This is a genomic window from Shewanella sp. 30m-14 (assembly GCF_052977125.1).
The window spans coordinates 1-21,805 of sequence record NZ_JBRILW010000006.1 but is presented as its reverse complement, the minus strand read 5'-3'; the positions used below and the strand labels follow the sequence as shown (position 1 = coordinate 21,805).

Annotated in this window: 23 protein-coding genes and 1 tRNA gene; 11 read left to right on the top strand and 13 right to left on the bottom strand. The window is 43.5% G+C overall.

Annotation, left to right across the window (positions count from 1 at the left end; genetic code table 11):
- Positions 1-166 precede the first annotated feature (166 nt).
- Both ACVBIU_RS06180 and ACVBIU_RS06175 read left to right on the top strand, forming a co-directional pair.
- On the top strand, positions 167-1,603 hold the full coding sequence (locus ACVBIU_RS06180; RefSeq protein WP_447163312.1) for an AmpG family muropeptide MFS transporter: 1,437 nt from the start codon (positions 167-169) through the stop codon (positions 1,601-1,603).
- Positions 1,604-1,809: 206 nt separating this feature from the next.
- Positions 1,810-2,043 (top strand): hypothetical protein, encoded by a 234-nt coding sequence (locus ACVBIU_RS06175; protein ID WP_220764781.1) that lies wholly within the window; start codon positions 1,810-1,812, stop codon positions 2,041-2,043.
- Positions 2,044-2,102: 59 nt separating this feature from the next.
- Here ACVBIU_RS06175 and ACVBIU_RS06170 read toward each other — a convergent pair whose 3' ends face one another.
- A complete protein-coding gene (locus tag ACVBIU_RS06170; RefSeq protein WP_447163311.1) occupies positions 2,103-2,588 on the bottom strand; it encodes a YajQ family cyclic di-GMP-binding protein in 486 nt (161 codons plus the stop codon).
- Positions 2,589-2,713: 125 nt separating this feature from the next.
- On the opposite strand from ACVBIU_RS06170, the gene ACVBIU_RS06165 reads away from it, so the two are divergent.
- The 5 genes from ACVBIU_RS06165 to ACVBIU_RS06145 all read left to right on the top strand — a co-directional run bounded on the left by ACVBIU_RS06165 (position 2,714) and on the right by ACVBIU_RS06145 (position 7,073).
- The gene (locus ACVBIU_RS06165; protein WP_447160168.1) at positions 2,714-3,121 is read left to right on the top strand and encodes a VanZ family protein; all 408 of its coding nucleotides are present in this window, start codon (positions 2,714-2,716) and stop codon (positions 3,119-3,121) included.
- A gap of 13 nt (positions 3,122-3,134) precedes the next feature.
- The gene (locus ACVBIU_RS06160) at positions 3,135-4,250 is read left to right on the top strand and encodes a ketopantoate reductase family protein (protein WP_447163310.1); all 1,116 of its coding nucleotides are present in this window, start codon (positions 3,135-3,137) and stop codon (positions 4,248-4,250) included.
- Between the two features lie 284 nt (positions 4,251-4,534).
- Positions 4,535-6,034, top strand: coding sequence for a sodium-dependent transporter (locus tag ACVBIU_RS06155; RefSeq protein ID WP_447163309.1), 1,500 nt, complete (start codon positions 4,535-4,537; stop codon positions 6,032-6,034).
- Positions 6,031-6,147, top strand: a complete 117-nt coding sequence (locus tag ACVBIU_RS06150) for a methionine/alanine import family NSS transporter small subunit (protein ID WP_447160171.1) — start codon at positions 6,031-6,033, stop codon at positions 6,145-6,147. The genes ACVBIU_RS06155 and ACVBIU_RS06150 overlap by 4 nt, the downstream gene beginning before the upstream one ends.
- A gap of 224 nt (positions 6,148-6,371) precedes the next feature.
- Positions 6,372-7,073: a phosphatase PAP2 family protein gene (locus ACVBIU_RS06145; protein ID WP_447163308.1), complete on the top strand. Its 702-nt coding sequence runs from the start codon at positions 6,372-6,374 to the stop codon at positions 7,071-7,073.
- 80 nt (positions 7,074-7,153) lie between these two features.
- On the opposite strand, the gene ACVBIU_RS06140 is transcribed toward ACVBIU_RS06145, so the two are convergent.
- The 6 genes from ACVBIU_RS06140 to ACVBIU_RS06115 all read right to left on the bottom strand — a co-directional run bounded on the left by ACVBIU_RS06140 (position 7,154) and on the right by ACVBIU_RS06115 (position 13,579).
- A complete protein-coding gene (locus ACVBIU_RS06140; protein ID WP_447163307.1) occupies positions 7,154-8,029 on the bottom strand; it encodes a multidrug transporter in 876 nt (291 codons plus the stop codon).
- 201 nt (positions 8,030-8,230) lie between these two features.
- Complete coding sequence (locus tag ACVBIU_RS06135; RefSeq protein ID WP_447160178.1) at positions 8,231-9,793, bottom strand: AbgT family transporter; 1,563 nt, start codon at positions 9,791-9,793, stop codon at positions 8,231-8,233.
- Between the two features lie 218 nt (positions 9,794-10,011).
- The gene (gene kdsA / locus ACVBIU_RS06130) at positions 10,012-10,860 is read right to left on the bottom strand and encodes a 3-deoxy-8-phosphooctulonate synthase (RefSeq protein WP_447163306.1); all 849 of its coding nucleotides are present in this window, start codon (positions 10,858-10,860) and stop codon (positions 10,012-10,014) included.
- A 68-nt stretch (positions 10,861-10,928) separates the two neighbouring features.
- The gene (locus ACVBIU_RS06125) at positions 10,929-12,197 is read right to left on the bottom strand and encodes a DUF819 family protein (RefSeq protein ID WP_447163305.1); all 1,269 of its coding nucleotides are present in this window, start codon (positions 12,195-12,197) and stop codon (positions 10,929-10,931) included.
- Between the two features lie 198 nt (positions 12,198-12,395).
- Positions 12,396-13,184, bottom strand: a complete 789-nt coding sequence (locus ACVBIU_RS06120) for a transglutaminase family protein (RefSeq protein WP_447163304.1) — start codon at positions 13,182-13,184, stop codon at positions 12,396-12,398.
- Complete coding sequence (locus ACVBIU_RS06115) at positions 13,184-13,579, bottom strand: SirB2 family protein (RefSeq protein ID WP_447160182.1); 396 nt, start codon at positions 13,577-13,579, stop codon at positions 13,184-13,186. Before ACVBIU_RS06115 ends, ACVBIU_RS06120 begins: the two co-directional genes overlap by 1 nt.
- A gap of 216 nt (positions 13,580-13,795) precedes the next feature.
- On the opposite strand from ACVBIU_RS06115, the gene ACVBIU_RS06110 reads away from it, so the two are divergent.
- The gene (locus tag ACVBIU_RS06110) at positions 13,796-14,218 is read left to right on the top strand and encodes a GNAT family N-acetyltransferase (RefSeq protein WP_447160183.1); all 423 of its coding nucleotides are present in this window, start codon (positions 13,796-13,798) and stop codon (positions 14,216-14,218) included.
- Between the two features lie 82 nt (positions 14,219-14,300).
- Here ACVBIU_RS06110 and prmC read toward each other — a convergent pair whose 3' ends face one another.
- The 3 genes from prmC to hemA are packed head-to-tail and all read right to left on the bottom strand — an operon-like array spanning position 14,301 to position 17,540.
- Positions 14,301-15,143, bottom strand: coding sequence for a peptide chain release factor N(5)-glutamine methyltransferase (gene prmC, locus ACVBIU_RS06105; protein WP_447160184.1), 843 nt, complete (start codon positions 15,141-15,143; stop codon positions 14,301-14,303).
- Positions 15,144-15,190: 47 nt separating this feature from the next.
- Entirely contained in the window at positions 15,191-16,276 is a 1,086-nt protein-coding gene (gene prfA / locus ACVBIU_RS06100) for a peptide chain release factor 1 (RefSeq protein WP_447160185.1), read from the bottom strand.
- 13 nt (positions 16,277-16,289) lie between these two features.
- Positions 16,290-17,540 (bottom strand): glutamyl-tRNA reductase, encoded by a 1,251-nt coding sequence (hemA, locus tag ACVBIU_RS06095; protein WP_447160186.1) that lies wholly within the window; start codon positions 17,538-17,540, stop codon positions 16,290-16,292.
- A gap of 269 nt (positions 17,541-17,809) precedes the next feature.
- On the opposite strand from hemA, the gene lolB reads away from it, so the two are divergent.
- From lolB to ACVBIU_RS06080, 3 genes are all read left to right on the top strand, one after another.
- Positions 17,810-18,469, top strand: coding sequence for a lipoprotein insertase outer membrane protein LolB (gene lolB / locus ACVBIU_RS06090; protein WP_447160187.1), 660 nt, complete (start codon positions 17,810-17,812; stop codon positions 18,467-18,469).
- On the top strand, positions 18,466-19,320 hold the full coding sequence (gene ispE, locus ACVBIU_RS06085) for a 4-(cytidine 5'-diphospho)-2-C-methyl-D-erythritol kinase (protein WP_447163303.1): 855 nt from the start codon (positions 18,466-18,468) through the stop codon (positions 19,318-19,320). Before lolB ends, ispE begins: the two co-directional genes overlap by 4 nt.
- A gap of 66 nt (positions 19,321-19,386) precedes the next feature.
- Positions 19,387-20,334 carry a ribose-phosphate pyrophosphokinase gene (locus ACVBIU_RS06080; RefSeq protein WP_044556501.1) on the top strand — a complete coding sequence of 316 codons (948 nt, stop codon included), beginning with the start codon at positions 19,387-19,389 and terminating at the stop codon, positions 20,332-20,334.
- An 83-nt stretch (positions 20,335-20,417) separates the two neighbouring features.
- Here the strand turns inward: ACVBIU_RS06080 and ACVBIU_RS06075 are convergent, their stop codons facing one another.
- The 3 genes from ACVBIU_RS06075 to ACVBIU_RS06065 all read right to left on the bottom strand — a co-directional run bounded on the left by ACVBIU_RS06075 (position 20,418) and on the right by ACVBIU_RS06065 (position 21,685).
- Positions 20,418-20,834, bottom strand: coding sequence for a hypothetical protein (locus ACVBIU_RS06075; protein ID WP_447160189.1), 417 nt, complete (start codon positions 20,832-20,834; stop codon positions 20,418-20,420).
- 43 nt (positions 20,835-20,877) lie between these two features.
- The gene (locus tag ACVBIU_RS06070) at positions 20,878-21,336 is read right to left on the bottom strand and encodes a hypothetical protein (RefSeq protein ID WP_447163302.1); all 459 of its coding nucleotides are present in this window, start codon (positions 21,334-21,336) and stop codon (positions 20,878-20,880) included.
- A 274-nt stretch (positions 21,337-21,610) separates the two neighbouring features.
- Positions 21,611-21,685 (bottom strand) — tRNA-Gln (locus ACVBIU_RS06065).
- Positions 21,686-21,805 lie beyond the last annotated feature (120 nt).

Here is a 21,805-nt window from a genome sequence, read left to right as displayed (position 1 = left end):
ATACTATTGAATATCCACAAAAGAGCTTATTAAGCTCTACCAAAGCCCAAGCCACTATTGTCGGTTTGGGTTTTTTATTGCCATCTCACTAAATCACCGATTAATCTCTTGAACCTAATCTCGCTCAGCCGTAAGCTAAGCGAATCTATTCCAGCAAAGATCCCTTATGTCTTCTGCATCCGTGCCCTCTTTCTTTCAGCGCTTTAAAGACGCCGCCTCAATTTATTGCCATAAACGCGTTCTCGTTTTGTTGTTACTTGGTTTTTCGGCCGGTTTACCCTTGATGCTGGTTTTCTCTACCCTGTCATTCTGGCTCAGAGAAGCCGGGGTTGACCGAACTGCCATTGGCTATTTTAGTTGGATAGCACTAGCTTATGGTTTCAAATGGGCTTGGTCACCGCTAGTGGATCGGATGTCGCTGCCGATATTTACTCGGCTACTAGGTCGTAGGCGTGGCTGGATGATGTTCGCGCAGCTACTCCTTGTGGCAGCGATTATCGGGATGAGTCAAAGCGATCCCCTAGCCGATTTAGAGCGACTGGCTCTGTTTGCCTTAATGGTCGCCTTTGCCTCAGCCACTCAAGATATTGTTATCGATGCATTTCGAATAGAATCTGCGCCGGTAAAAATGCAGGCAGCACTCGCAGCGGCTTATCAAGTAGGCTATCGCAGCGCCATGATTATAGCGACAGCAGGTGCACTGACCATAGCTGCATGGATAGAACCTAATAGCGAGGCCTACAGTTTAGTGTCATGGCAAACAGCCTACTTAGTCATGGCTGGGCTCATGTCTATCGGTATTTTAACTACGCTATTTAGTAAAGAGCCGATTGTTGAAACCAAAGAGGCTGATGAAAAAGAAGCTGAATTAAAAGTTAAGTTTGCAGCCCGCTACCCCAAAGCCATCGCCGCTAGTTTGTCTTGGATTTATACCGCGAGTGTACTGCCGTTTATCGATTTCTTTAAGCGTTATGGCCGCAGTGCAATCCTTATCTTATTACTGATCTCTTGCTACCGTATATCCGATATCGTCATGGGGATCATGGCTAACGTGTTTTACGTGGATATGGGCTTTTCGAAAACGGAAATTGCCACATTAAGTAAAATCTATGGCCTGATCATGACATTAGTCGGCGCGGGAGCTGGCGGTCTATTAATCGCTCGCTATGGCACAATGAAGATTCTATTTTTAGGCGCATTTCTGGTTGCGGTGACTAACTTATTATTTGCCTACCAGGCTATGATTGGTTACAACGTGTCTTTCTTAACCTTTGCGATTTCGGTAGACAATTTCAGTGCAGGTATCGCAACAGCGGCATTTATCGCTTACCTATCGAGTTTGACCAGTAGTGGTTACAGCGCGACTCAATATGCACTGTTATCTTCAATTATGTTGCTGTTCCCTAAATTTGTAGCGGGGTTCTCTGGCGCTTATATCGATGCTTATGATTATGTCAGCTTCTTTATCGCTGCAAGTTTGATTGGTTTCCCAGTACTTGGGCTGATCATGCTAGTACAAAAGTATGCGCCTAATCCCAACCAAAGTGAGCCAAGTGAAAGTGACTTAGTAGATCAAGATAATCCTAAAAAGCTAGGAAGCTAAAAGAAAACTGATAGTTACCAGTCTTGATAGGCAGTGGTATAAATAACCAACAAGTGAGTAAAATTGGTAATTCATTTGATTTTAGATGATGTAAACTTGCCAGTAAAAACGTAACAACATGAAAATAAAAAGTTTTTACTGTTGGCCTTTTATTTGCTTATCTTTATTTATAATGAGACTCACTTGGAATAGTAAAAGGAAAGAATATGGATATTGGTCAGATTGTTATCGTTGCGATTATTGTTTTTGCCATCTTTGGAACTGACTTTTTTAAATACCGTTTTCGTATGAAACAGCTTGAAGCGAAGATCGACAGCAGTGACAAAATGAAGCTGATTGATGAGGTAAAAAGCATCCAGCACCGCTTAGTGGTTTTAGAAAAAATCATTACCGACAAGGGCTATGAGGTTAACGAAGAAATTAATAAACTAAAAGATTAACCTTGAAGACAAGGGGCTGCCACCATGGCAGCCCTAATCGAGACGAATACAACTAAAGATTAGTCTCTGAAGTTATTAAACTGGAATGGCTGACCAAGCTCTGCTTCGCGAGCAAGTGCCATAACCTGTTGCAGATCATCACGCTTCTTGCCAGTCACACGAACCGAGTCACCTTGAATAGAAGACTGCACCTTAAGTTTGCTGTCTTTAATCAGCTTAACCAGCTTTTTAGCCACTAAGGTTTCGATACCTTCTTTAAACTTCACTTTTAAAGAGAAGGTTTTACCGCTGTGTACCGCTTTTTCATCAACATCCATCGATTTAGGATCCACATCGCGCTTACTCATCTGCATACGTAGGATATCGACCAACTGACGGCACTGAAAATCATCTTCGGCTGTTAAGGTCACAATATGATCTTTATATTCGATGCTGGCTTCTTTGCCACGAAAGTCAAAACGTCCTTTCAATTCACGCACTGAATTATCAACCGCGTTACGCAGTTCAACTTCATTTACTTCTGAAACAATATCCATTGAAGGCATAAGTTTGGTCCTTAAAAAATGTTTGTAGCCATATTTTACGCACAGAGCACCCGAACTTGAAGTAAATAAACCATAAAAGCTGATGAATTTGCGGGTTATTGATGACTTTATCTACGGGTTTTCTTATGATTGATGCAAATGACAAAAATACATTCGACGTGATAAATAGACAAACAATATTTAAGTGTGCGCTTGCGTTAACATTAATCTTGGTCAGTTACTTGGTTTTTTCTAAGCCAAACTACTATCAAACTGGGATCCCCAATTTCGATAAAGTTGGCCACGTTGGCAGCTTCTTTATCTTATCCTATTTAACTTACTTAGCGTTTAGACCCAAATGGTACATTCTTGCGGTGATCTTAGCTGGCTACGCTGTGTTTATTGAACTGGTGCAATCACAGTTATCCTACCGTAGCGCCTCTATTGCAGATTTTATTGCCGATATGATCGGAATATCACTGTTCTATTTTACTCACTGGATTTACTGTCGATACTTTAAAGCCGCCAAACTCATTGATCCCGATAGCGAATAACGCAGTAATTTACATGCCAACATCATCACCGATAAACTCAGGCGCCAAACAGATCACCATCTTGGGGGCGGGTGCCATTGGACAGCTTATTTTTCACCAGCTCAGTAATGGCCTACCTGAGCTGACTACAGCGCCAACTTCACCGCAAGCTAAATCGCTAAACCCTAAATCACTAAGTCATAAACCTGAGTACGAGTTAAGTTTTATCAGCCGAGAGGCGCATTCGCATGTTCAGCCAGTCAGTTTTACTGCACTTGATGGACAAAAGCTTACCCGTAGTGCCCAGTTCATAGGCCAAGATGATTACCGCCAAAGCTTAACCCGCACAACATTATTAATCGTCTGTGTAAAAGCCTATCAAGTGACTGCTGCTGTGACAGCTGTTTTACCTTACCTGCCCAACAACACGCATATTTTATTACTGCACAATGGCATGGGCCCTCACTTAGACGTTAAGCCCTACCTTGGCAAGCGAGGCTTAAGCCTTGGTACAACCTCTCAAGGGGCGTTAAAACTGGCTAAGTGGCACGTAAAACAGACCGGAGCGGGCCTCACTCAATTAGGTTCATATAAAGCGCCAACTCTTGATTGTGAGCAAAGTACTGAGCCTAATTCAGAGAAAAATGCAGAGCTAGAACCTGAGAAAAGTGCAGAGCTAAGCGCAGATCGAAGAACAGAGCTAAGTACAGAGCTTAAAGCGATATTACTCAGCACCATCCCCCAAAGTCGTTGGTATGATGATATCTTGCCTCTACTATGGCAAAAGCTCGCCATCAATGTGGCGATAAACCCGTTAACAGCAATCCACAGCTGCCCTAACGGCCAACTTGCCAATCTTGAGTATCGCGACACTATCTTCAATGCCGTAAGTGAGCTGGTAAAAGTAGCTTCTGCCGATGGTATCAACTTAGACTTGGAGTATTTGCTTGACCGTGTTTATCAAGTCATTGAATTAACTGCGCAGAATTACTCTTCCATGCAGCAAGATGTGAGCCACCAGCGAGCAACTGAAATTAACGCGATTAACGGCTTTGTTTTAGAGCGAGCCAAGTTACACAAATTGAATGTGCCCTATAACCAGTCACTTGTTGACCAGGTAAAACAGTGTGAAGCCGCTTACCAAGGTTAAATTAGTAATAGAGAAGCTAATTTAAGGAGCACGGGATAAGGGAGGCTAGTTAAGTCATCAGTAATGAGGATTTAGTAATTGATGTTTGGTGTTTGATATGAGTATTCAGCTTTAAAAACATGACCACACCGCTTCCCCTTTTCATCTACCGCACTCTCTCTAAAAAAGTAGTGATTTCATAACCTACAATCCTTTTGCCTAAGCAAGATCCATAAACCTGACTAAAATTAATTCTGTTGTCCCAATTTACAATAATGTAGTTGGAGAATAGACAGGCGCGTTCAATGCAAAGAGAGCAATGGAACTCAAGGACAGGCTTTATTCTGGCTGCTGTAGGCTCTGCCATCGGTCTGGGCAATATTTGGCGCTTTCCCTACATGGCATACGAAAATGGCGGCGGCGCTTTCTTCATTCCCTATCTGTTTGCCATGGTTACAGCCGGTATTCCATTTATGATCATGGAGTTTAGCCTAGGTCATAAATACCGCAGCGCCGCACCAAAAATATTCGCCAAACTCGGGGCCTCATTAGGCTTTAGGCTTGAATGGCTGGGCTGGTTTCAGGTCTTTATTGCCGCAGTGATCGCTATCTACTACGTCGCAATTATTGGCTGGGCTATCTCCTATTTAATCTTCTCCATTAGCCAAAGCTGGGGCACTGACACTAACGCTTTCTTTTTTAATGAATACCTACAAGTTAAAGACAACTCCCCAACAAAGTTAGGCTCGATCCAATTTCATATCGCAATTCCAATGGCTATCGCCTGGAGCATCACAACCTTTGCTGTTTATAGTGGAGTAAAAGGCGGTATTGAGCGAGCCAGTAAGATTATGATGCCATTGTTGTTTATTATGGTGCTGCTCTTCATTGGCCGCATAGTCTTTCTTCCTGGAGCAATGGAAGGGCTCAACTACCTATTTAAACCCGACTTCAGCATGATTTTAGATGCGAATGTTTGGTCGGCAGCTTACGGACAGATATTTTTCTCTTTGAGTGTCGGCTTTGCGATCATGCTAGCCTACTCAAGCTATCTACCTAAAAAATCAGATATTAATAATAACGCTTTTATGACCGTTTTGATTAACTGTGGTTTCTCAACATTGAGCGGTATTATGATCTTTGCCGTACTTGGCTATATGGCACAAGAACAAGCTAAGCCCATTACAGATGTTGTTTCATCCGGAGTAGGTTTAGCCTTTGTCACCATACCCGCAGCAATTAATATACTGCCCATCCCTTATATTCTTGGACCACTGTTTTTCCTCGCCTTGGTCGTAGCAGGCATAAGCTCGCATATCTCTATTATTGAAGCAGTGGTGTCAGCGGTCATCGATAAGCTGGCCATATCGAGAAAAAAAGCCGCGCTACTGGTTTGCGGAACAGGCTTTGTTATCTCGATGGTGTTTTCAAGTCACGGCGGTTTATTACTGCTCGACCTTGTAGATTACTTTATTAATAACATTGCCTTACTCTCAAGTTGTCTGGTCGAGCTAATCATTGTTGCATGGTTATTTAACATTGCCGATATCCGTGAGTATGCCAACCAGTGTAGTGAGTTTAGTATTGGCCATTGGCTGGTTATTTGTCTACGCTTTATCAGCCCTATCATGTTGGCAATTTTATTAGTTAAAAACCTCACGAATACGCTTACTAATGGCTATGGTGATTATCCTATTGCTGACCAACTACTTCTCGGATGGGGACTTATCGCAGTAATGTTGTTCGCCGCCATTTTTATCAGTTTAATTTCAAGTACTAACCAAGAAAAGGAGCCAAAAGAATGAGTGCAGGGGCGATAATAATGATGGTATTGGCGCTACTCATTACTTGGGGCGGCGCGGGTGTTTGCATTGCGATAGCGATGAGAGCCTCAAAAAACAATGACAGTGAACAATGAACAATGAACATCTCTAATATGTAGTGACTCGCAGTTAGTTACAGTCTCAGGATATTGGCGTTAATCATTTTAATACCCTTTATCCCACTTAACATCGGTAAGTATCTGAGAATGTAAAAACATAAGTTAACTTGCTAGCGAACCAATATCCCTCTGCATGAGCTTGTAGTTAACTCTAGTAGCTCATACACTCTCAACTCTCCTATACAATGCCCTTTGAATTAATGAACCAAGCAGATAAACAGCCAGCAACCATTAATAGCGTGTCACTCCCCCAGCGCCAAGCACTTACATTACGTAGCAGCGTATGGCTATACTTTGCTGCAATAAGTGGCGTTATATTTAGCGTGCTGTTTTTAGACCGCCCTGTATCAACTTGGGTGCACCACAATGTTGATGCTAGCGCTATCTTTAAGCCTCTCAGTCAAATGCCGCTATTTTTCGAATGTCTCGCAGCTATCATTATTCTTGCTTGCTTAAATCCCGCCTGGCGTAAAAAACTGGCCAGGATGGCGCTCACTTTGGTGCTAACCTTAATTTTTGCCAGCATCATCAGAGTCAGCGCTAAATTTATATTTGGCCGCACTTGGCCGGAAACCTGGATTTATGCTCAAGCTGGCAGTAACCCTTCCTGGATCCATAATGGCGTCGAAGGGTTTTATCCTTTTACTCTGGGGGCGGCCTATAACTCTTTTCCATCAGGACACGCCCTATTCACTTTCGCATTAGTCAGCGTATTTTGGTGGCGCTTGCCAAAACTATATTGGTTATGGTTATTAGCTATGTTTGGGGCGATTGCTGGGCAATTAGGGCAAAATTACCACTTTCTTGGCGACCTTATTGCCGGCGCAACCCTTGGGGTATTATGCGCCCAGTTATCTATCGCTCTGAGCAAATATGCTTTCGCATATAAAGCGCGAGAGTAACGCTTATCTATATCACTTTTTTGTATCACTTAAATGTAGAAAACACTGCTAGCATTTAAAGACTATTAAAGAGTTAGCACCTAACTCCACATAACCAGCATCGCAGCGAGGGCAATAAGAAGAAGCCCCATCATATCTTTGATTTTCACCTTATCCTTTAACCAGAATGTAGCTATGAGCAACGTAAAAAACACCTCTATTTGGCCTAAGGTTTTAACGTATGGCACAGCTTGTAAAGACATAGCGCTAAACCAACCGATTGACCCCAAACAACTCGTGGCACTGGTCAGCAGTGTTAGCTTTGGTCTTTGCAGTAAACCGTCAATGGTATTTTTATCTACGGCATAAGAGTAAATCAATAACACGGTTGTCTGAATAGCAACCACAAATAGCAACACCCATGCGGCTCTATGAGGAAAAGGCAGATCTAAGCTAAGGCTGGCTTCTCGTACCCATAAAGATGTCAGCGCAAAAGCGGTGCCACAAGCAAGGCCAAGTAAGACGGTTGATAACGAAAGTTGCTTAAAGCCTTGCTTACTACTCATCATAAACACGGCAATACCGCCAATCATCACGCCTATCCAACCAAGCGGTGATAAATGAGTACCGAAAAAAAGCACGCCTAGCATCGCAGCAACTAACGCTTCACTCTTAGCAAGCCCTGCACCCACGGCAAAGTTCTTCATCTTGAACAACTTGACCATCAAGGCAGTCGCTAGAATTTGCATCGCAGACGCGCCTAATACATAAGCACTAAATTTAAGCGTAATAAAGGGTAAGCCTACCGGCTGCCAGAGATATAGCCCTACCAAATAGACAATGGCGATAGGCGTCGCCCAGATAAATCGCGCTAAGGTGACACCTGCAATATTAACATCTCTACTCAGCTGGCTTTGAAAGGCATTGCGCCACGCCTGCATTGATGCAGCTAAAAAGGTAAAGAAAATCCATGTCATGCAAAGAAGCGCCCAAATCAAAAAAGCTATTATGCCAGTAGAAACAAACCTAAGGGGGATTAGAATACTGAAAATAACTCTTAGTGCTAGAGTGAGAAGTGGGTAAAAGCAGAGCCAAAACCGTAAAAAAAAAGCAACGTCGATACGTTGCCCTTATTCATCACGGTAATTTAGCTAGCTAAACACTAATAAACTAGAGCGTTAAAGTCCATAGGTGTAACTAGCACCTAAGCCTAGCGGGAAGCCTAATGCCCAATAAGCCAGTAGCCACACACTCCAGATAGACATCAATGCCAAGCTAAATGGCAGCATCATAGAGATAAGCGTGCCAATACCAATGTTCTTCACATAGCGCTGACAGTAAACCACTACTAGCGGGAAATAAGGCATAAGAGGCGTGATGATATTCGAGCTTGAATCACCTACGCGGTATGCCGCTTGCGATAAGTCAGGGCTAATGTTTAACTGCATCAACATAGGCACTAATACTGGACCAATTAAAGCCCATTTAGCCGATGATGACCCTACAAATAAGTTCACAAAGCCAACTAGAACAATCATACCAACGACAGTGATTTCAGCCGGTAAGTTTAACGCTTTTAAGCCACCCGCTCCTTCAACAGCGATTAATGCGCCAAGGTTTGATGCCGAAAATGCCGCCACAAACTGCGCACAGAAAAATGCCATAACGATGTAGTGCGACATGCCGCTCATCGATTTAGACATCGCTTGTACAACATCACCAGAAGTCTTAAATGCGCCGGTCATATAACCATATACAAGGCCTGGCAACATAAAGAAGATGAAGATGAGCGGCACAATTGACTGCATCAATGGCGCTTTAAAGCTCGTCAAGGAGCCATTCCCATCTCGCAGCGTTGAAGTTTCAGGCACGGTTAACGAGAAGAAGGCTGCAATAGCCACTACCATCACTAAGGTTGCAACGCGGAATGCTTTAATCTCAGATGGCTTTTCTTCTTCCATCGCTGGTAAATCGACCTCTTCGCGATTCACCTTATGGGTACGATTTAGGCGAGGCTCTAATACTTTATCGGTTAGATACCAAATAACCAGCGTAATAGGGATACAAGACGACGCAGCGAAGAACCAGTTATTTAACGGGTTAACTTCAATTGTAGGATCAACAATTTGCGCGGCAGCTTGAGTAAAGCTCTGCAATAATGGGTCAATACCTGAAGGAATAAAGTTGGCACAAAAACCGCCTGACACACCAGCAAATGCTGCAGCAATACCGGCTAGCGGGTGGCGTCCAACGGTGAAGAAAATAACGCCTGCCAGCGGAATAACCACCACATAACCCGCATCAGTTGCGGTATGAGAAATAATACCGACTAAAACCACTGCCGGAGTTAGAAACTTAGCAGGAGTGATTTTTAACATGCGTTTTAGCGCAGTATTAATAAAACCTGAGTGCTCAGCAACCCCCACACCTAACATCGCGACCAGCACCACACCTAATGGGGCGAATGCGGTAAAAGTGGTTACCATCGATGTTAAGAACTTAGTTAGCGCTTCTGCGGTTAGCAGGTTATTAACCACAATTGGAGAATTCGTGGTAGGGTCGATGGCATCAAAACTCACGCCCGATAGCAGCGCTGACAGCGCCCATACCGCAAACATCAAAATTAAAAATAACATCGCAGGATCAGGCAGCTTATTACCAACCCTTTCAATGCTGTCTAATGCTTTACCTAGCATTCCTTGTGGCCCTTGATCACCAAGAGCCTGTTTATCTGTGTTCATCATTCAACCTATTTTTATGTTTTCTCATATGCCGCCATGCAATTAACCACCCCTTGGTTGCTTGCGAGACAAAACATCGAGTATTTTTATAACCTAATAGAATAAAGACTTAGTCTGTATTTAAACTTAAATGCTGCCGATAAAAACAATAAAACCCTGACGAGCTGCAGGGCTTTATTTTCTTTAGCGACCAACAATCAGCGCAAAATACTTAGCGCTTATTTGCTAGTGTCGATTGGGTCAAAAGATTTGACTAAATCATCAATCGCTTTCATTTGGGTTAAATAGTTCTCTAACTGATTTAGTGGCAAGGCACATGGGCCGTCACACTTAGCATTGTCAGGATCTGGATGCGCCTCGATAAATAGGCCAGCTAGACCTAATGCCATACCACTACGTGCAAGCTCTGTCGCTTGAGCGCGGCGTCCACCGGCGCTGTCAGCTCGTCCGCCAGGGCGCTGTAGTGCATGGGTCGCATCAAAAATCACCGGGTAACCCGTTTGCTTCATTTCATCCATACCTAGCATATCGACAACTAGGTTGTTGTAACCAAAGCTTGAGCCACGCTCACAAAGAATAATTTCGTCGTTACCTGCTTCATTAAACTTAGTGATGATATGACGCATTTCGTGTGGCGCTAAAAACTGCGGTTTTTTCACGTTGATGATGGCGCCAGTCTTTGCCATCGCAACCACAAGATCGGTTTGGCGAGCTAAGAAAGCGGGTAGCTGGATAATATCAACCACTTCAGCTACTGGTGCGCACTGGTAAACTTCGTGTACGTCGGTAATTAAAGGCAGGTTAAACGTTGACTTGATCTCTTCAAAAATCTTTAGGCCTTCTTCCATGCCTGGACCACGGTAAGAGTTAACTGATGAGCGGTTTGCTTTATCAAAAGAAGCCTTAAACACATAAGGGATCCCTAGCTTTTGAGTGACTTCGGCATAGGTTTCTGCAATTTGCATTGCCAAGTCACGTGACTCAAGTACGTTCATACCGCCAAACAGTACAAAAGGCTTATCGTTTGCGATTTCAATCGAACCTAAACTAATGATTTTATTGCTCATCAATCTCTTCTCTCTTCGTGAGCCAAGGTCTGTACCTTGGCATTAATCAACTAGGTTTTCGCTGCGACTTAAGTCGCCACAGCTTGTAAAATCTGGCCACAAATCCATGCCATATAAGTGCCTAAAGCATAGCCCAATACTGCTAGTAGTACACCTACAGGGGCTAAAGCTGGGTGAAAGGCTGCAGCCACTACGGGGGCCGATGCCGCGCCGCCAACATTGGCTTGACTACCCACAGCCATATAGAACAGTGGCGCTTTTATTAACTTAGCCACAATCAGCATAAAGCTAGCGTGTACTAACATCCAAATGATACCAATAGCAAAGAACCACAGGTTGTCTGGATCGGCCAATTTTGACACATCCATATGCAATCCGATGGTTGCGACCAAAATATACAAGAATGCTGTCGCAACTTTTGAAGCGCCCGCCGCTTCGATATGTCGTACTCGTGTAAACGACAAAATTAAGCCAATCGTAGTAACCGTGACGATTAACCAGAAAAACTTAGAGGTTAAGCTGTAATCTCGAGTCCACGGATAATTGGTTTCGAAAAATGGGCCTAATAAGTCAGCGACTATATGCGCTAAACCTGTAACACCAAATCCAATCATCACGATCATCATCAAGTCTTTCAAGCTAGGAATGCGAGCATTCTCTGCATGATACTTTTCGACTTTATCTTTCAGAGCTTCAAGCGCGGTGGTATCGGCACCTGTTTTTGCATCAATCTGCTTGGCTTTCGACGCCATAAATAGCAGAACTGCCATCCAAATATTCGCCACGATAACGTCCACCGTCACCATAATGGAAAAAATATCACCGCCTACGTCATAAATTTCTTTCATTGCGGCTTGGTTCGCTCCGCCACCAATCCAGCTACCCGCAAGGGTCGTCATGCCACGCCAAACGGCATCAGGCCCTGTCACCCCAAGTATTTCGGGGTTTAAACTTGAGACAATCAGTAGTGCAATGGGCCCGCCAATCACGATACCCACGGTTCCGGTTAGGAACATAATAATCGCTTTCGGCCCTAACGAGAGAATGGCCTTTAAGTCGACACTTAAAATCAGTAATACCAAGCAGGCTGGCAGCAGGTAACGCGACGCAACAAAATACAGCTGTGACGTATTACCATCGATAATATTGAAGGTATTTAATAGCGATGGTAAGAAATAACACATCAGCAAAGCTGGAATGAAAGTATAAAACTTCTTCCAAAACGCATTGTTGCTATTACTGGTATAAAACACAAAACCCAGTACTACCGCCAAAATACCTAATGCGGTAGCGTCATTTGTCACCAGTGCACTGGTCACTGAAGCTGAACTACTCATGATCCTATTCCCTTAATATTGGCAATGCTTTGCCTAATTATTATTCTTTTATTTCAATTTGTTGGTGTGATTTTTAAGCTTATTTTTAACGGCGCGTTTTTATTATCTTTTTCAAGCAATGCGCTCTGTTTAAATCTTTTGCCCTAGTTTGAAGCGGCTATATCAACACAAAAGGGCCCTTAGGCCCTATTGTGATTCTTAATGGAAAGTTTCAACTTCCTCTTTAAGTTCTTTTAATTGCATTTTCACCAGCTCAATCACCGGATCATGCGGACTATTTTCTACAAAGTGAGTTAAGTCTGCCGCAGCAACACTTATACAGCCAAGTTGCTGCGCAATAAAGGCGCGCTCTCGATTTAGATTCAAATCATCGCTATGCCATTGAAGCAACAAGTTACAGCACTCCATCGCTGGCTCAAACTTGTGGGCCAAGATGCTGCCAGCTTTCATTTCATGCAGCATCCGAGACACTATCCGCTTAATGCTAGCAGGCTTTAGGTAACTAGATTTAAAGCTCGCTCCATTACCTAGCTCACCCCGTACAAACACATGTAGCTGATGCTTGCTCAGCTCCGCGCCTGTAAGCGGGTCAATATAACGGATCTGATCATCGATTTGACTACAAAGTACAGTTTGCCCAGGCAACAACAGTAAATCTAATTTAAGATCTAACTGCTTTGCCAGTAGCATCAATACTGTTGCTAGCGTTGTGCTATTACCTTGCTTCGAGGTTAAGCATTTGCCTAAATCGGCAGCCTCGGCACTGTAATAGTCTTCGCGGGGGCAAAAGCCCAAGTCATTATAAAACCAGTTAAGCAGCCCATTTAATCGCTCGTGCCTATCAACCACATAGAAGCTGAGCACTGACCCAGCCAACTCTAGCCACGCCCAGTTGCCATTCTTAGCCTTAGAAAAACCTAAATGCTCAGCAATGTCTAAAGCCGTCTCTGGAAGCTGAATTGAGTCGTTAATTGTTAAATCAGTCATTAACCAAGTAACACCGATTGCTTTAATATCGCCAGTTTTGCAGCGTAAACAACCCAACCAATAGCACCAAAGGCTGCAAACACTTTAAACAATGTATTGCGATTCGCTTTAAGCGCTATGGTTGCCAAAACAATATAGGCTACAACGGCACCCAGTTTTTCTGTCATCCACGGATCAACAAAAGGGTACTGCTTAATGGAGAAGCATAAAATCAATCCAGATAGCAGCAAGAAAGTATCGATAACATGAGGTGCTATTTTAATCGCTTTCTTCTCCAGTACCGGAGACTTACGTAAATGCAATACAAAACGGACTAAGAAAAACAATACGCTAGTCGCGATAAGCGTCATATGCAGGTGCTTAAACGCAGGGTATAAACTGTAAAAAGTTTCCATGAAAAAAGGTCTATTAGCCGATAAAGGCGGCTAGTGTAACCCATACCTTAATCCATAACCAATATCAGGCGATGACAACACGCTGAACCGCACAAAGTTTAATCAAGCCAGAGTTTTACCCATTAGTCTCTCGCTATTATCAGCTTGTCATTTAGCCAAACTTTGGGTTAGCGTAATGGCCTTAATTCGTTGCTAAACACCATAGAGGCATTATTAATGACCAACAAGATTCAGTTTGTTCTTGATGACAGTGATGAATTTGCCGATGCCGTTAAGCGTAAAATCGCTGAATTTAACTGGCAACATTGGGAAGTGTCTGAACGATTACCGTTAGGCTTAAAATTAGAGACTGAAAATGGTGAATTACTCGCAGGCTTTTCTGGTAGAACCTTTGGCCATTGGCTGATGATTGACAACCTTTGGGTCGATGAAGGTTTGCGAGGGCAAAATGTTGGTCATCAACTACTTGAGCAAGCCGAAGCGATTGCCTTAGCCCGCGGCTGCCGCTCTGCAATCTTAGATACTTTAAACTTTCAAGCTAAGCCATTTTATGAAAAGCGTGGTTATCAACTGCAGTGGACACAACAGACTTACCCTAAAACAGGTTGTAAGCACTTTATGGTTAAACAGCTTTTATAACGAGCAGACAGTAAGCGCTTATAGCCATCAGCATAGAAAAAGGCACTATTAATAGTGCCTTTTCTGTTTTAACGCCAAAGTCTTAACGAGGCCAGCGGCCTAATGTACAGCGATCATTACTACCAAAGTCACGCACTGTGGCAACATTTTCGTAGCCCAGCTCGGTTAACTTATCTCTGAGCTCGATAGCTTGTTGATAGCCATGCTCAAGTAACAAGTAGCCACCAGGAGCAAGGTAATCACGCGCAGACTCGGCAATGTGAAACAGATCTGCAAACCCTCTCAACGGCGCAGTCAGTGCACTTTGAGGCTCAAACCTAACATCACCTTGAGAAAGGTGTTCGTCTTCCTCATCAATGTAAGGAGGATTGGACACGATCAAGTTAAAGTCATAACACTCAACCGCATCAAACCAGTCACTTTGAAACACATCGACTTGCTCTAGCTTTAGATTGGTACGATTCTCTTTGGCTAATTCAACCGCATCATCCACTTTATCAATCGCACACACTTGCCACTCATTGCGTTCATGGGCCAATGACAACGCTATCGCGCCAGTCCCTGTACCCAAATCGAGTACTTTAGCCGTTTCTGCTAATGGTAAGTTAAGCGCCGTCTCTACCAAAATTTCAGTATCTGGACGTGGGATCAGCGTTGTTGGATTCACTCTAAATGGCAGTGACCAAAATTCCCTTTCCCCCACAATGTGAGCGATGGGGTTACCACGTAAACGCTTGGCGAGCATTTGTTTAAACTCAAAGACTTGCTCTGGCTCTAAGCTTTTTTCAGGCCAAGTATATAAATAACTACGAGGTTTATTAATCACATGAAGCAACATGACCTCAGCATCAAGCGATGCTGAGTCAGAGATACTTTCAAGCTGAGAAGAGGCCCACTTAAGTGCCCCTGAGATAGTTAATTGCAAGGAATATCCTTATTCATCTGTAGCACAATAATTATTTGAGTGAAGGATTAACCTTCACCTAGTGCTGCAAGCATATCCGCTTGGTTTTCTAGAATGAGAGGCTCGATAACACAATCGATATCGCCTTCCATAAATTCGCCTAGGCGGTACAGAGTTAAGTTAATTCTGTGCTCACTTACGCGACCTTGTGGGAAGTTATAAGTACGGATACGCTCTGAACGGTCACCACTTGAGACTAAGTTACGACGCGTACTTTCTTCAGCACTACGGCGCTTTTCGTCTTCAACCGCTTGAATACGTGCAGAAAGCACGCTCATCGCTTGGGCACGGTTTTTATGCTGTGAACGCTGATCCTGACACTCAACAACAATACCTGTAGGAATATGCGTAATACGAATAGCCGAATCGGTTTTGTTTACGTGCTGACCACCAGCACCCGATGCGCGGAAAGTATCAACTTTCAGATCGGCCTTGTTGATTTCAATGGCTTCAGCTTCAGGCACTTCTGGCAATACAATAACGGTACAAGCAGAAGTATGTACGCGGCCTTGAGATTCAGTCTCTGGAACGCGCTGCACACGGTGTCCACCTGACTCAAACTTAAGCTTACCGTAAACGCCTTCACCACTGATTTTAGCAATCACTTCTTTAAAGCCGCCATGCTCACCTTCATTGGTATTCATGACTTCAATTTGCCAGCGTTTACTTTCAGCGTATCTGCTGTACATGCGGAACAAATCGCCCGCAAAGATAGCTGCTTCGTCTCCACCCGCGCCTGCGCGAATTTCAATAAAGCAGTTATTATCATCATTAGGATCTTTTGGCAGCAACAGGATTTGCAGTTCATCTTCAAGCACTGCAATCGCCGACTTAGCGACTTTAAATTCTTCCTGAGCCATCTCTTTTAGCTCTGCGTCATCTTCTTCCATCATCTCTTTAGCAGATTCTAAATCTTCTTCTGCTTGCTGAAATGCTTTAAAAGTTCTGACCACATCCTCTAATTGAGAATATTCTTTAGACAAGGCGCGAAAACGCTCCTGATCAGCGATAACACCTGCATCGCTCAGTAACGCCAGTACTTCTTCGTTACGTTCAAGTAAGCCTTCAAGCTTACGAATCACACTGTCCTTCATTTAAACGCTAACCTTAGTCTTTATCTAGTCCAAGCACAGCTCTTAATTGTCCAAGAGAATTCAAATCCCCTTGTCGACTCGCAGCGGTAAGCGCTTGTGTCGGTGCATGGATCAGCTTGTTGGTCAGCTTATTGGCTAGCTCCAGTAAGACTTGCTCACTATTACCACCTTGGGCCAACTTGTTGACCGCTCGCTCTACCAGTTCATCTTTAATCGCCATACTCTGAGTGCGATATTCACGGATACTGTCTACCGACTCTAGTGAGCGGATCCATTCCATAAATAGATAAGCTTGATCTTCTGCAATTAATTCTGCTTGCTCGGCAGCTTCTCTTCGAGATGCCATATTTTGTTCAATAATGCTTTGCAGGTCATCTACGGTATAGAGAAATGCATCATCTAGATCCGCAACTTCAGCCTCGATATCTCGAGGAACTGCTATATCAACCAATAACATAGGTTGATGACGACGCTGTTTAAGCGCTTTTTCTACCATGCCCTTACCAAGTATTGGTAATGGGCTAGCCGTAGAGGATATCACGATATCGGCCTTAGGGAGAAAATCTGGGATCTGTTCGAGTGTAATTGCTGTGGCACCGAACTCGTCACACATGGCTTCTGCACGTGAAATGGTTCGGTTTGCAACCACCATGCTTTTAACACCATTGTCTTTTAGGTGACGTGCAACTAACTCTATTGTCTCACCGGCGCCGACTAATAATACTTGAGTCGTGCTAAGTGATGAGAAAATATGCTTTGCCATGCTCACCGCAGCAAAGGCTACCGATACGGCAGCAGCACCAATTTCGGTATCAGTACGAATTTTTTTGGCGACTGAAAAGGTATTTTGAAACAAGCGATCCATTGTCGCTGCAACGGTACCCGCTTCTTTTGCTTTCACAAAAGATTGCTTCACTTGGCCTAAAATTTGCGGTTCACCCAAAATCAGTGAATCGAGACCAGCAGATACACGCATTAAATGCTTAACCGCTTCTTGACCTTTATATTGGTACAAGCAGGGCTCAACATCTTCATGGGATAGTTGATGATAATCTTCCAGCCAAGCAACGACATCAGCAGCTTCACTATTATTACAGTAAAGTTCTGTGCGGTTACAGGTGGAAATGATGACGGCTTCCCCCGTTAGAGTACGAGACGCTAGACTCTTCATGGCATCATGAATTCTGTCTGGTGCGAATGCGACTTTCTCACGTAGGTCGACCGTGGCCGTTTTATGGTTAATTCCGATTGCTACAAGGCTCATTTGACTCGTTCTGGACTCTTGGGCATCTCATTTATTGGTGCCATTCTACTGAATTGGTGTTGTTAAAAACAGAATACGCTTAACAAAACCGAATAATAATCTATGTTCTTACCCATTTTTTCAATTAGCATCACTTTTTTAACTATTCATATATAGTTATGTCACGCTAAAACGACATTGAGCATTGTGCAAAAGCATATTTTTGCATATGGGCATTGGTAATTCATTCAACCCCTCGTATCATAAGGGCTCTTTTATATCAGTAATAGATGAATAATTTGAGCCGGTTCACAAAAAACACTTATCTATGGTTGATATTGAGCACTATTTTCATTAGCGGCTGCTCAACTACCATACCAGACAACCTAATTCCCGTCTCTGTTAACAAAGTGCAGCAGGCTAAAGCATGGGAAATGCAGGGGAAACTTGCCGTTAGAACACCGCAAGATAGGTTTAGCACTAACCTATATTGGCTCCATAGCCCCGAGCGCGATGAACTAAAACTAACGACCATGCTAGGTACTACGGTGCTGTCTCTTTCAAGCTATGCTGGTAACGCGACACTTGAAGTTGACGGTAAAACCTATACCGACACAGATGCACAGCGCCTGTTGACACGCGTCTCTGGCTGGTCTATTCCTATCGAGTCGCTACCACTATGGATCACCGGCCAGCTCACTCCAGGCGATAAACTGATCAGCACTGATAACCAGGGGCGCCCAGTTAAGCTGGTAAACGCAGAGCTACTTCCCCCCTGGGAAGTTGATTTTAAAAGTTGGCAAGCTCAAAGCGGTGCAGAGGTACCTCGACTACTCAATTTACAACGTGGTGATATTCATCTAAAGCTACAATTGAATCAATGGCAGGCCTTAGCACCACAAAGCCAAATTCTTATACAACAAACCTCAAATACTGAGAGCTCTTTATGACTGCGCCACTTTCACTAGGCTGGCCGGCGCCAGCAAAACTTAACCTATTTCTGCATATCAATGCACGGCGCCATGATGGATATCACGAACTGCAAACCTTGTTTCAGTTCGTCGAACATTGTGACTACTTAGACTTTAAAGTGTTAGATAAACCCGAACTCAAATTGCACTCAAATATGGCAGGGGTTGTTGCCGACAGCGATAACTTAATTCTTAAAGCTGCAAAATCACTACAACAGCACACAAAATGTCAGTTTGGCGCTGAAATTTGGCTCGATAAACGCTTACCTATGGGAGGTGGTTTGGGTGGTGGTTCTTCTGATGCGGCCACAACCTTAGTTGCACTAAACGAGTTGTGGGCAACGGGGTTGTCTCTAACAGACTTAGCTGAGATAGGCTTAAGCCTTGGCGCCGATGTACCTGTTTTTATTAATGGTTTCTCAGCCTTTGCCGAAGGCGTAGGTGAAAAACTAGAAAATGTTGAACCTGCCGAGCCTTGGTATCTAGTATTAATTCCTCAGGTCCATGTTTCTACAGCGGAAGTATTCCAAGACCCAGAATTGCCGCGAAACACACCCAAGCTCAGCCTTGAGACGTTAATGAGCAGCCCATGGCAAAATGACTGCCAAGCATTAGTCGCAAAACGCCACCCTCAAGTTGCCAAGACCTTAGGCTGGCTGCTAGAATATGCGCCGTCCAGAATGACCGGAACAGGAGCATGTGTTTTTGGTCAATTCGAACAGGAGCAAGAGGCTAAAGATGTATTGGCGAAGTTGCCTGCATCGATTCAAGGCTTTGTTGCGAAAGGGGCAAATATATCGCCGTTAATGCTGAGATTAGCTCAGTGTTAACCACATTCTGGGATACTTTTTTTAATCCCAGCCACTATCATGAAGCATACGCCTGAGGTTCATACAGTGCCTGACATTAAACTTTTTGCCGGTAACGCAACACCTAGTCTCGCTAAGAAGATAGCCGATCGTCTATTTTGTAAACTTGGAGACGCAGAAGTAGGCGTTTTCAGTGACGGCGAAATCAGTGTCCAAATTAATGAAAATGTACGTGGTGCGGATGTTTTTATCATTCAATCTACTTGCGCTCCTACTAACGATAACCTAATGGAACTTATCGTTATGGTTGACGCGCTTCGTCGTGCATCAGCTGGTCGTATTACAGCGGTTATTCCTTACTTTGGTTACGCGCGTCAGGACCGTCGAGTTCGTAGTGCTCGTGTACCTATTACAGCTAAAGTTGTAGCAGACTTCCTTTCAAGCGTTGGCGTTGACCGCGTATTGACTTGTGATCTACACGCTGAGCAAATTCAAGGTTTCTTCGACGTTCCAGTTGATAACGTATTCGGTAGCCCAGTGTTACTAGAAGACATGTTAGCTAAAAACCTAGAAAACCCTGTAGTTGTATCACCAGATATCGGTGGTGTTGTACGTGCTCGTGCAGTCGCTAAATTGCTTGATGATTCTGATCTAGCAATTATCGATAAGCGTCGCCCACAAGCTAACGTTGCTCAAGTTATGCATATCATTGGTGATGTTCAAGGCCGTGACTGCATCATTGTTGATGACATGATCGATACTGGTGGAACACTGTGTAAAGCTGCTGAAGCACTGAAAGAGCACGGTGCAAACCGCGTATTCGCTTATGCAACTCACCCAGTATTTTCTGGCAACGCTGCTAAGAACATCGCTGAATCAGTGATTGATGAAGTGATTGTGACAGATACTATCCCGCTAAGCCCTGAAATTGCGGCTCTAGAGAAAGTATCTCAGTTGACTATGTCTACGGTTATGGCTGAAGCAATTCGCCGCGTAAGCAACGAAGAGTCAATCTCTGCTATGTTCAAGCACTAATTCACCACGAGTTAGTCAGTAACATAAATAGAAACGCACTCAATTGAGTGCGTTTTTTTATGACTAGAGTTTGCGATTAGGGATCACTCAACAGATCTGTGCTTTAGTGCATCATCTCTAACTGCCTGAGTCACATCATAAGCGATGCTACGACGTAGTTTAACCAGCCAACCATCAACCCTACCCATATCGACTTTACAGCTCTTTTTGCCACAATCAGGACGTTCTGCGCTTATCAACTTAACAGCGACTGTGTTGCTGTTAACCACTAGCTCAGTTTTTATTTTATAGCTCTTATAATCTAAATTAGCATACCTAAGGCCTGCCTCATTTTTACTAAACACCCAGTGGTTACGTTTAACCGCATCCGTCAGCATACTATCTAAATCTTTAACGTAACTACCGTACGGAATGGGGTCTTGATAAAGCTGTAACTCACTTGCCGCCACAGGCATTAAGCCGCAAGCCCCCACAAGCAAAGCTGCACTCATTTTTTTCATATTCTGTCCTTTGAATGGCTTTAACGATGATTATTTGAAATGATTAAAGCCCTTTCAGCTGCTTGTTGATGCTATTTCTAAGATTTTTTATGTAGTTGTAATAACCACGACTATTTTTATAGCAGATGTCATCAATCAATGTCTTACACACATAGTCACCAAGTGCATCATGATATTTAAGCTGCACTAAAGATGAGTTATATTCAATCCGTATCACATTGGTGTCGCCTCGATAATCAAAGCGCGCCAAAATGTACCCATCGCCTTCACCTTGATACACCCAAGCAAAGCCCTTTGTGGTCAACATCCCCTCTAGAATGGCGTAACGGATCTTATTGAGATCATCAGTATTCGTCTCAACTTCTTTATGAACGGCGCGAATATAGCGATCTGAGGACTTTGGTTGGATATTGTCATCGATTTCAAGTGTTGATGGCGCAGCTTGCACAAAAGCACTTAAAGACATGAAATATGTAATAAGCAAGGTTTTTACAAACCTCATAGTATTCACTCCTTGAAAAATACAGAGCAAAATCCTAGCACAAATTTAGAGCTTTAGTTTCTAGCTTTAGTTTCTAGCTTTAACTGCGAGTTTTAGCTTTGAGCTTTAGTTTAGAGTGTTAGTTACTAGCTTTAGCCACAAGCTCTTTTATGGAAGACGAACAAAGTGATGAAAAAAGTGAGCCTGACGAACACTGTTTTGAATAAGCTTGAAAATGCAGGTTTTAAAATGCAGAAAACAAAAAAGCCCATCCGAGGATGGGCTTTCTTTTATATGGCTGGGGTACCAGGATTTGAACCTGGGAATGCCGAGATCAAAACCCGGTGCCTTACCGCTTGGCGATACCCCAATCAAACTTTCTAACGCATAACCAGCCTTAGCTAGCAATGTTAAATAAATGGTACGGGAAGAGAGACTTGAACTCTCACACCTTGCGGCACCAGAACCTAAATCTGGCGTGTCTACCAAT

Bases quoted from the DNA above. Each gene is read 5' to 3' on its own strand.
- lolB (WP_447160187.1), top strand. From the start codon at position 17,810: ATGAATAATTTGAGCCGGTTCACAAAAAACACTTATCTATGGTTGATA.
- prfA (WP_447160185.1), bottom strand. From the start codon at position 16,276: ATGAAGGACAGTGTGATTCGTAAGCTTGAAGGCTTACTTGAACGTAAC.
- ACVBIU_RS06070 (WP_447163302.1), bottom strand. From the start codon at position 21,336: ATGAGGTTTGTAAAAACCTTGCTTATTACATATTTCATGTCTTTAAGT.
- ACVBIU_RS06145 (WP_447163308.1), top strand. From the start codon at position 6,372: ATGAACCAAGCAGATAAACAGCCAGCAACCATTAATAGCGTGTCACTC.
- hemA (WP_447160186.1), bottom strand. From the start codon at position 17,540: ATGAGCCTTGTAGCAATCGGAATTAACCATAAAACGGCCACGGTCGAC.
- ACVBIU_RS06155 (WP_447163309.1), top strand. From the start codon at position 4,535: ATGCAAAGAGAGCAATGGAACTCAAGGACAGGCTTTATTCTGGCTGCT.
- ACVBIU_RS06150 (WP_447160171.1), top strand. From the start codon at position 6,031: ATGAGTGCAGGGGCGATAATAATGATGGTATTGGCGCTACTCATTACT.
- ispE (WP_447163303.1), top strand. From the start codon at position 18,466: ATGACTGCGCCACTTTCACTAGGCTGGCCGGCGCCAGCAAAACTTAAC.
- ACVBIU_RS06135 (WP_447160178.1), bottom strand. From the start codon at position 9,793: ATGAACACAGATAAACAGGCTCTTGGTGATCAAGGGCCACAAGGAATG.
- ACVBIU_RS06170 (WP_447163311.1), bottom strand. From the start codon at position 2,588: ATGCCTTCAATGGATATTGTTTCAGAAGTAAATGAAGTTGAACTGCGT.
- ACVBIU_RS06125 (WP_447163305.1), bottom strand. From the start codon at position 12,197: ATGAGTAGTTCAGCTTCAGTGACCAGTGCACTGGTGACAAATGACGCT.
- ACVBIU_RS06120 (WP_447163304.1), bottom strand. From the start codon at position 13,184: ATGACTGATTTAACAATTAACGACTCAATTCAGCTTCCAGAGACGGCT.
- ACVBIU_RS06180 (WP_447163312.1), top strand. From the start codon at position 167: ATGTCTTCTGCATCCGTGCCCTCTTTCTTTCAGCGCTTTAAAGACGCC.
- ACVBIU_RS06075 (WP_447160189.1), bottom strand. From the start codon at position 20,834: ATGAAAAAAATGAGTGCAGCTTTGCTTGTGGGGGCTTGCGGCTTAATG.
- ACVBIU_RS06115 (WP_447160182.1), bottom strand. From the start codon at position 13,579: ATGGAAACTTTTTACAGTTTATACCCTGCGTTTAAGCACCTGCATATG.
- kdsA (WP_447163306.1), bottom strand. From the start codon at position 10,860: ATGAGCAATAAAATCATTAGTTTAGGTTCGATTGAAATCGCAAACGAT.
- ACVBIU_RS06110 (WP_447160183.1), top strand. From the start codon at position 13,796: ATGACCAACAAGATTCAGTTTGTTCTTGATGACAGTGATGAATTTGCC.
- ACVBIU_RS06160 (WP_447163310.1), top strand. From the start codon at position 3,135: ATGCCAACATCATCACCGATAAACTCAGGCGCCAAACAGATCACCATC.
- ACVBIU_RS06165 (WP_447160168.1), top strand. From the start codon at position 2,714: ATGATTGATGCAAATGACAAAAATACATTCGACGTGATAAATAGACAA.
- ACVBIU_RS06140 (WP_447163307.1), bottom strand. From the start codon at position 8,029: ATGACATGGATTTTCTTTACCTTTTTAGCTGCATCAATGCAGGCGTGG.
- ACVBIU_RS06175 (WP_220764781.1), top strand. From the start codon at position 1,810: ATGGATATTGGTCAGATTGTTATCGTTGCGATTATTGTTTTTGCCATC.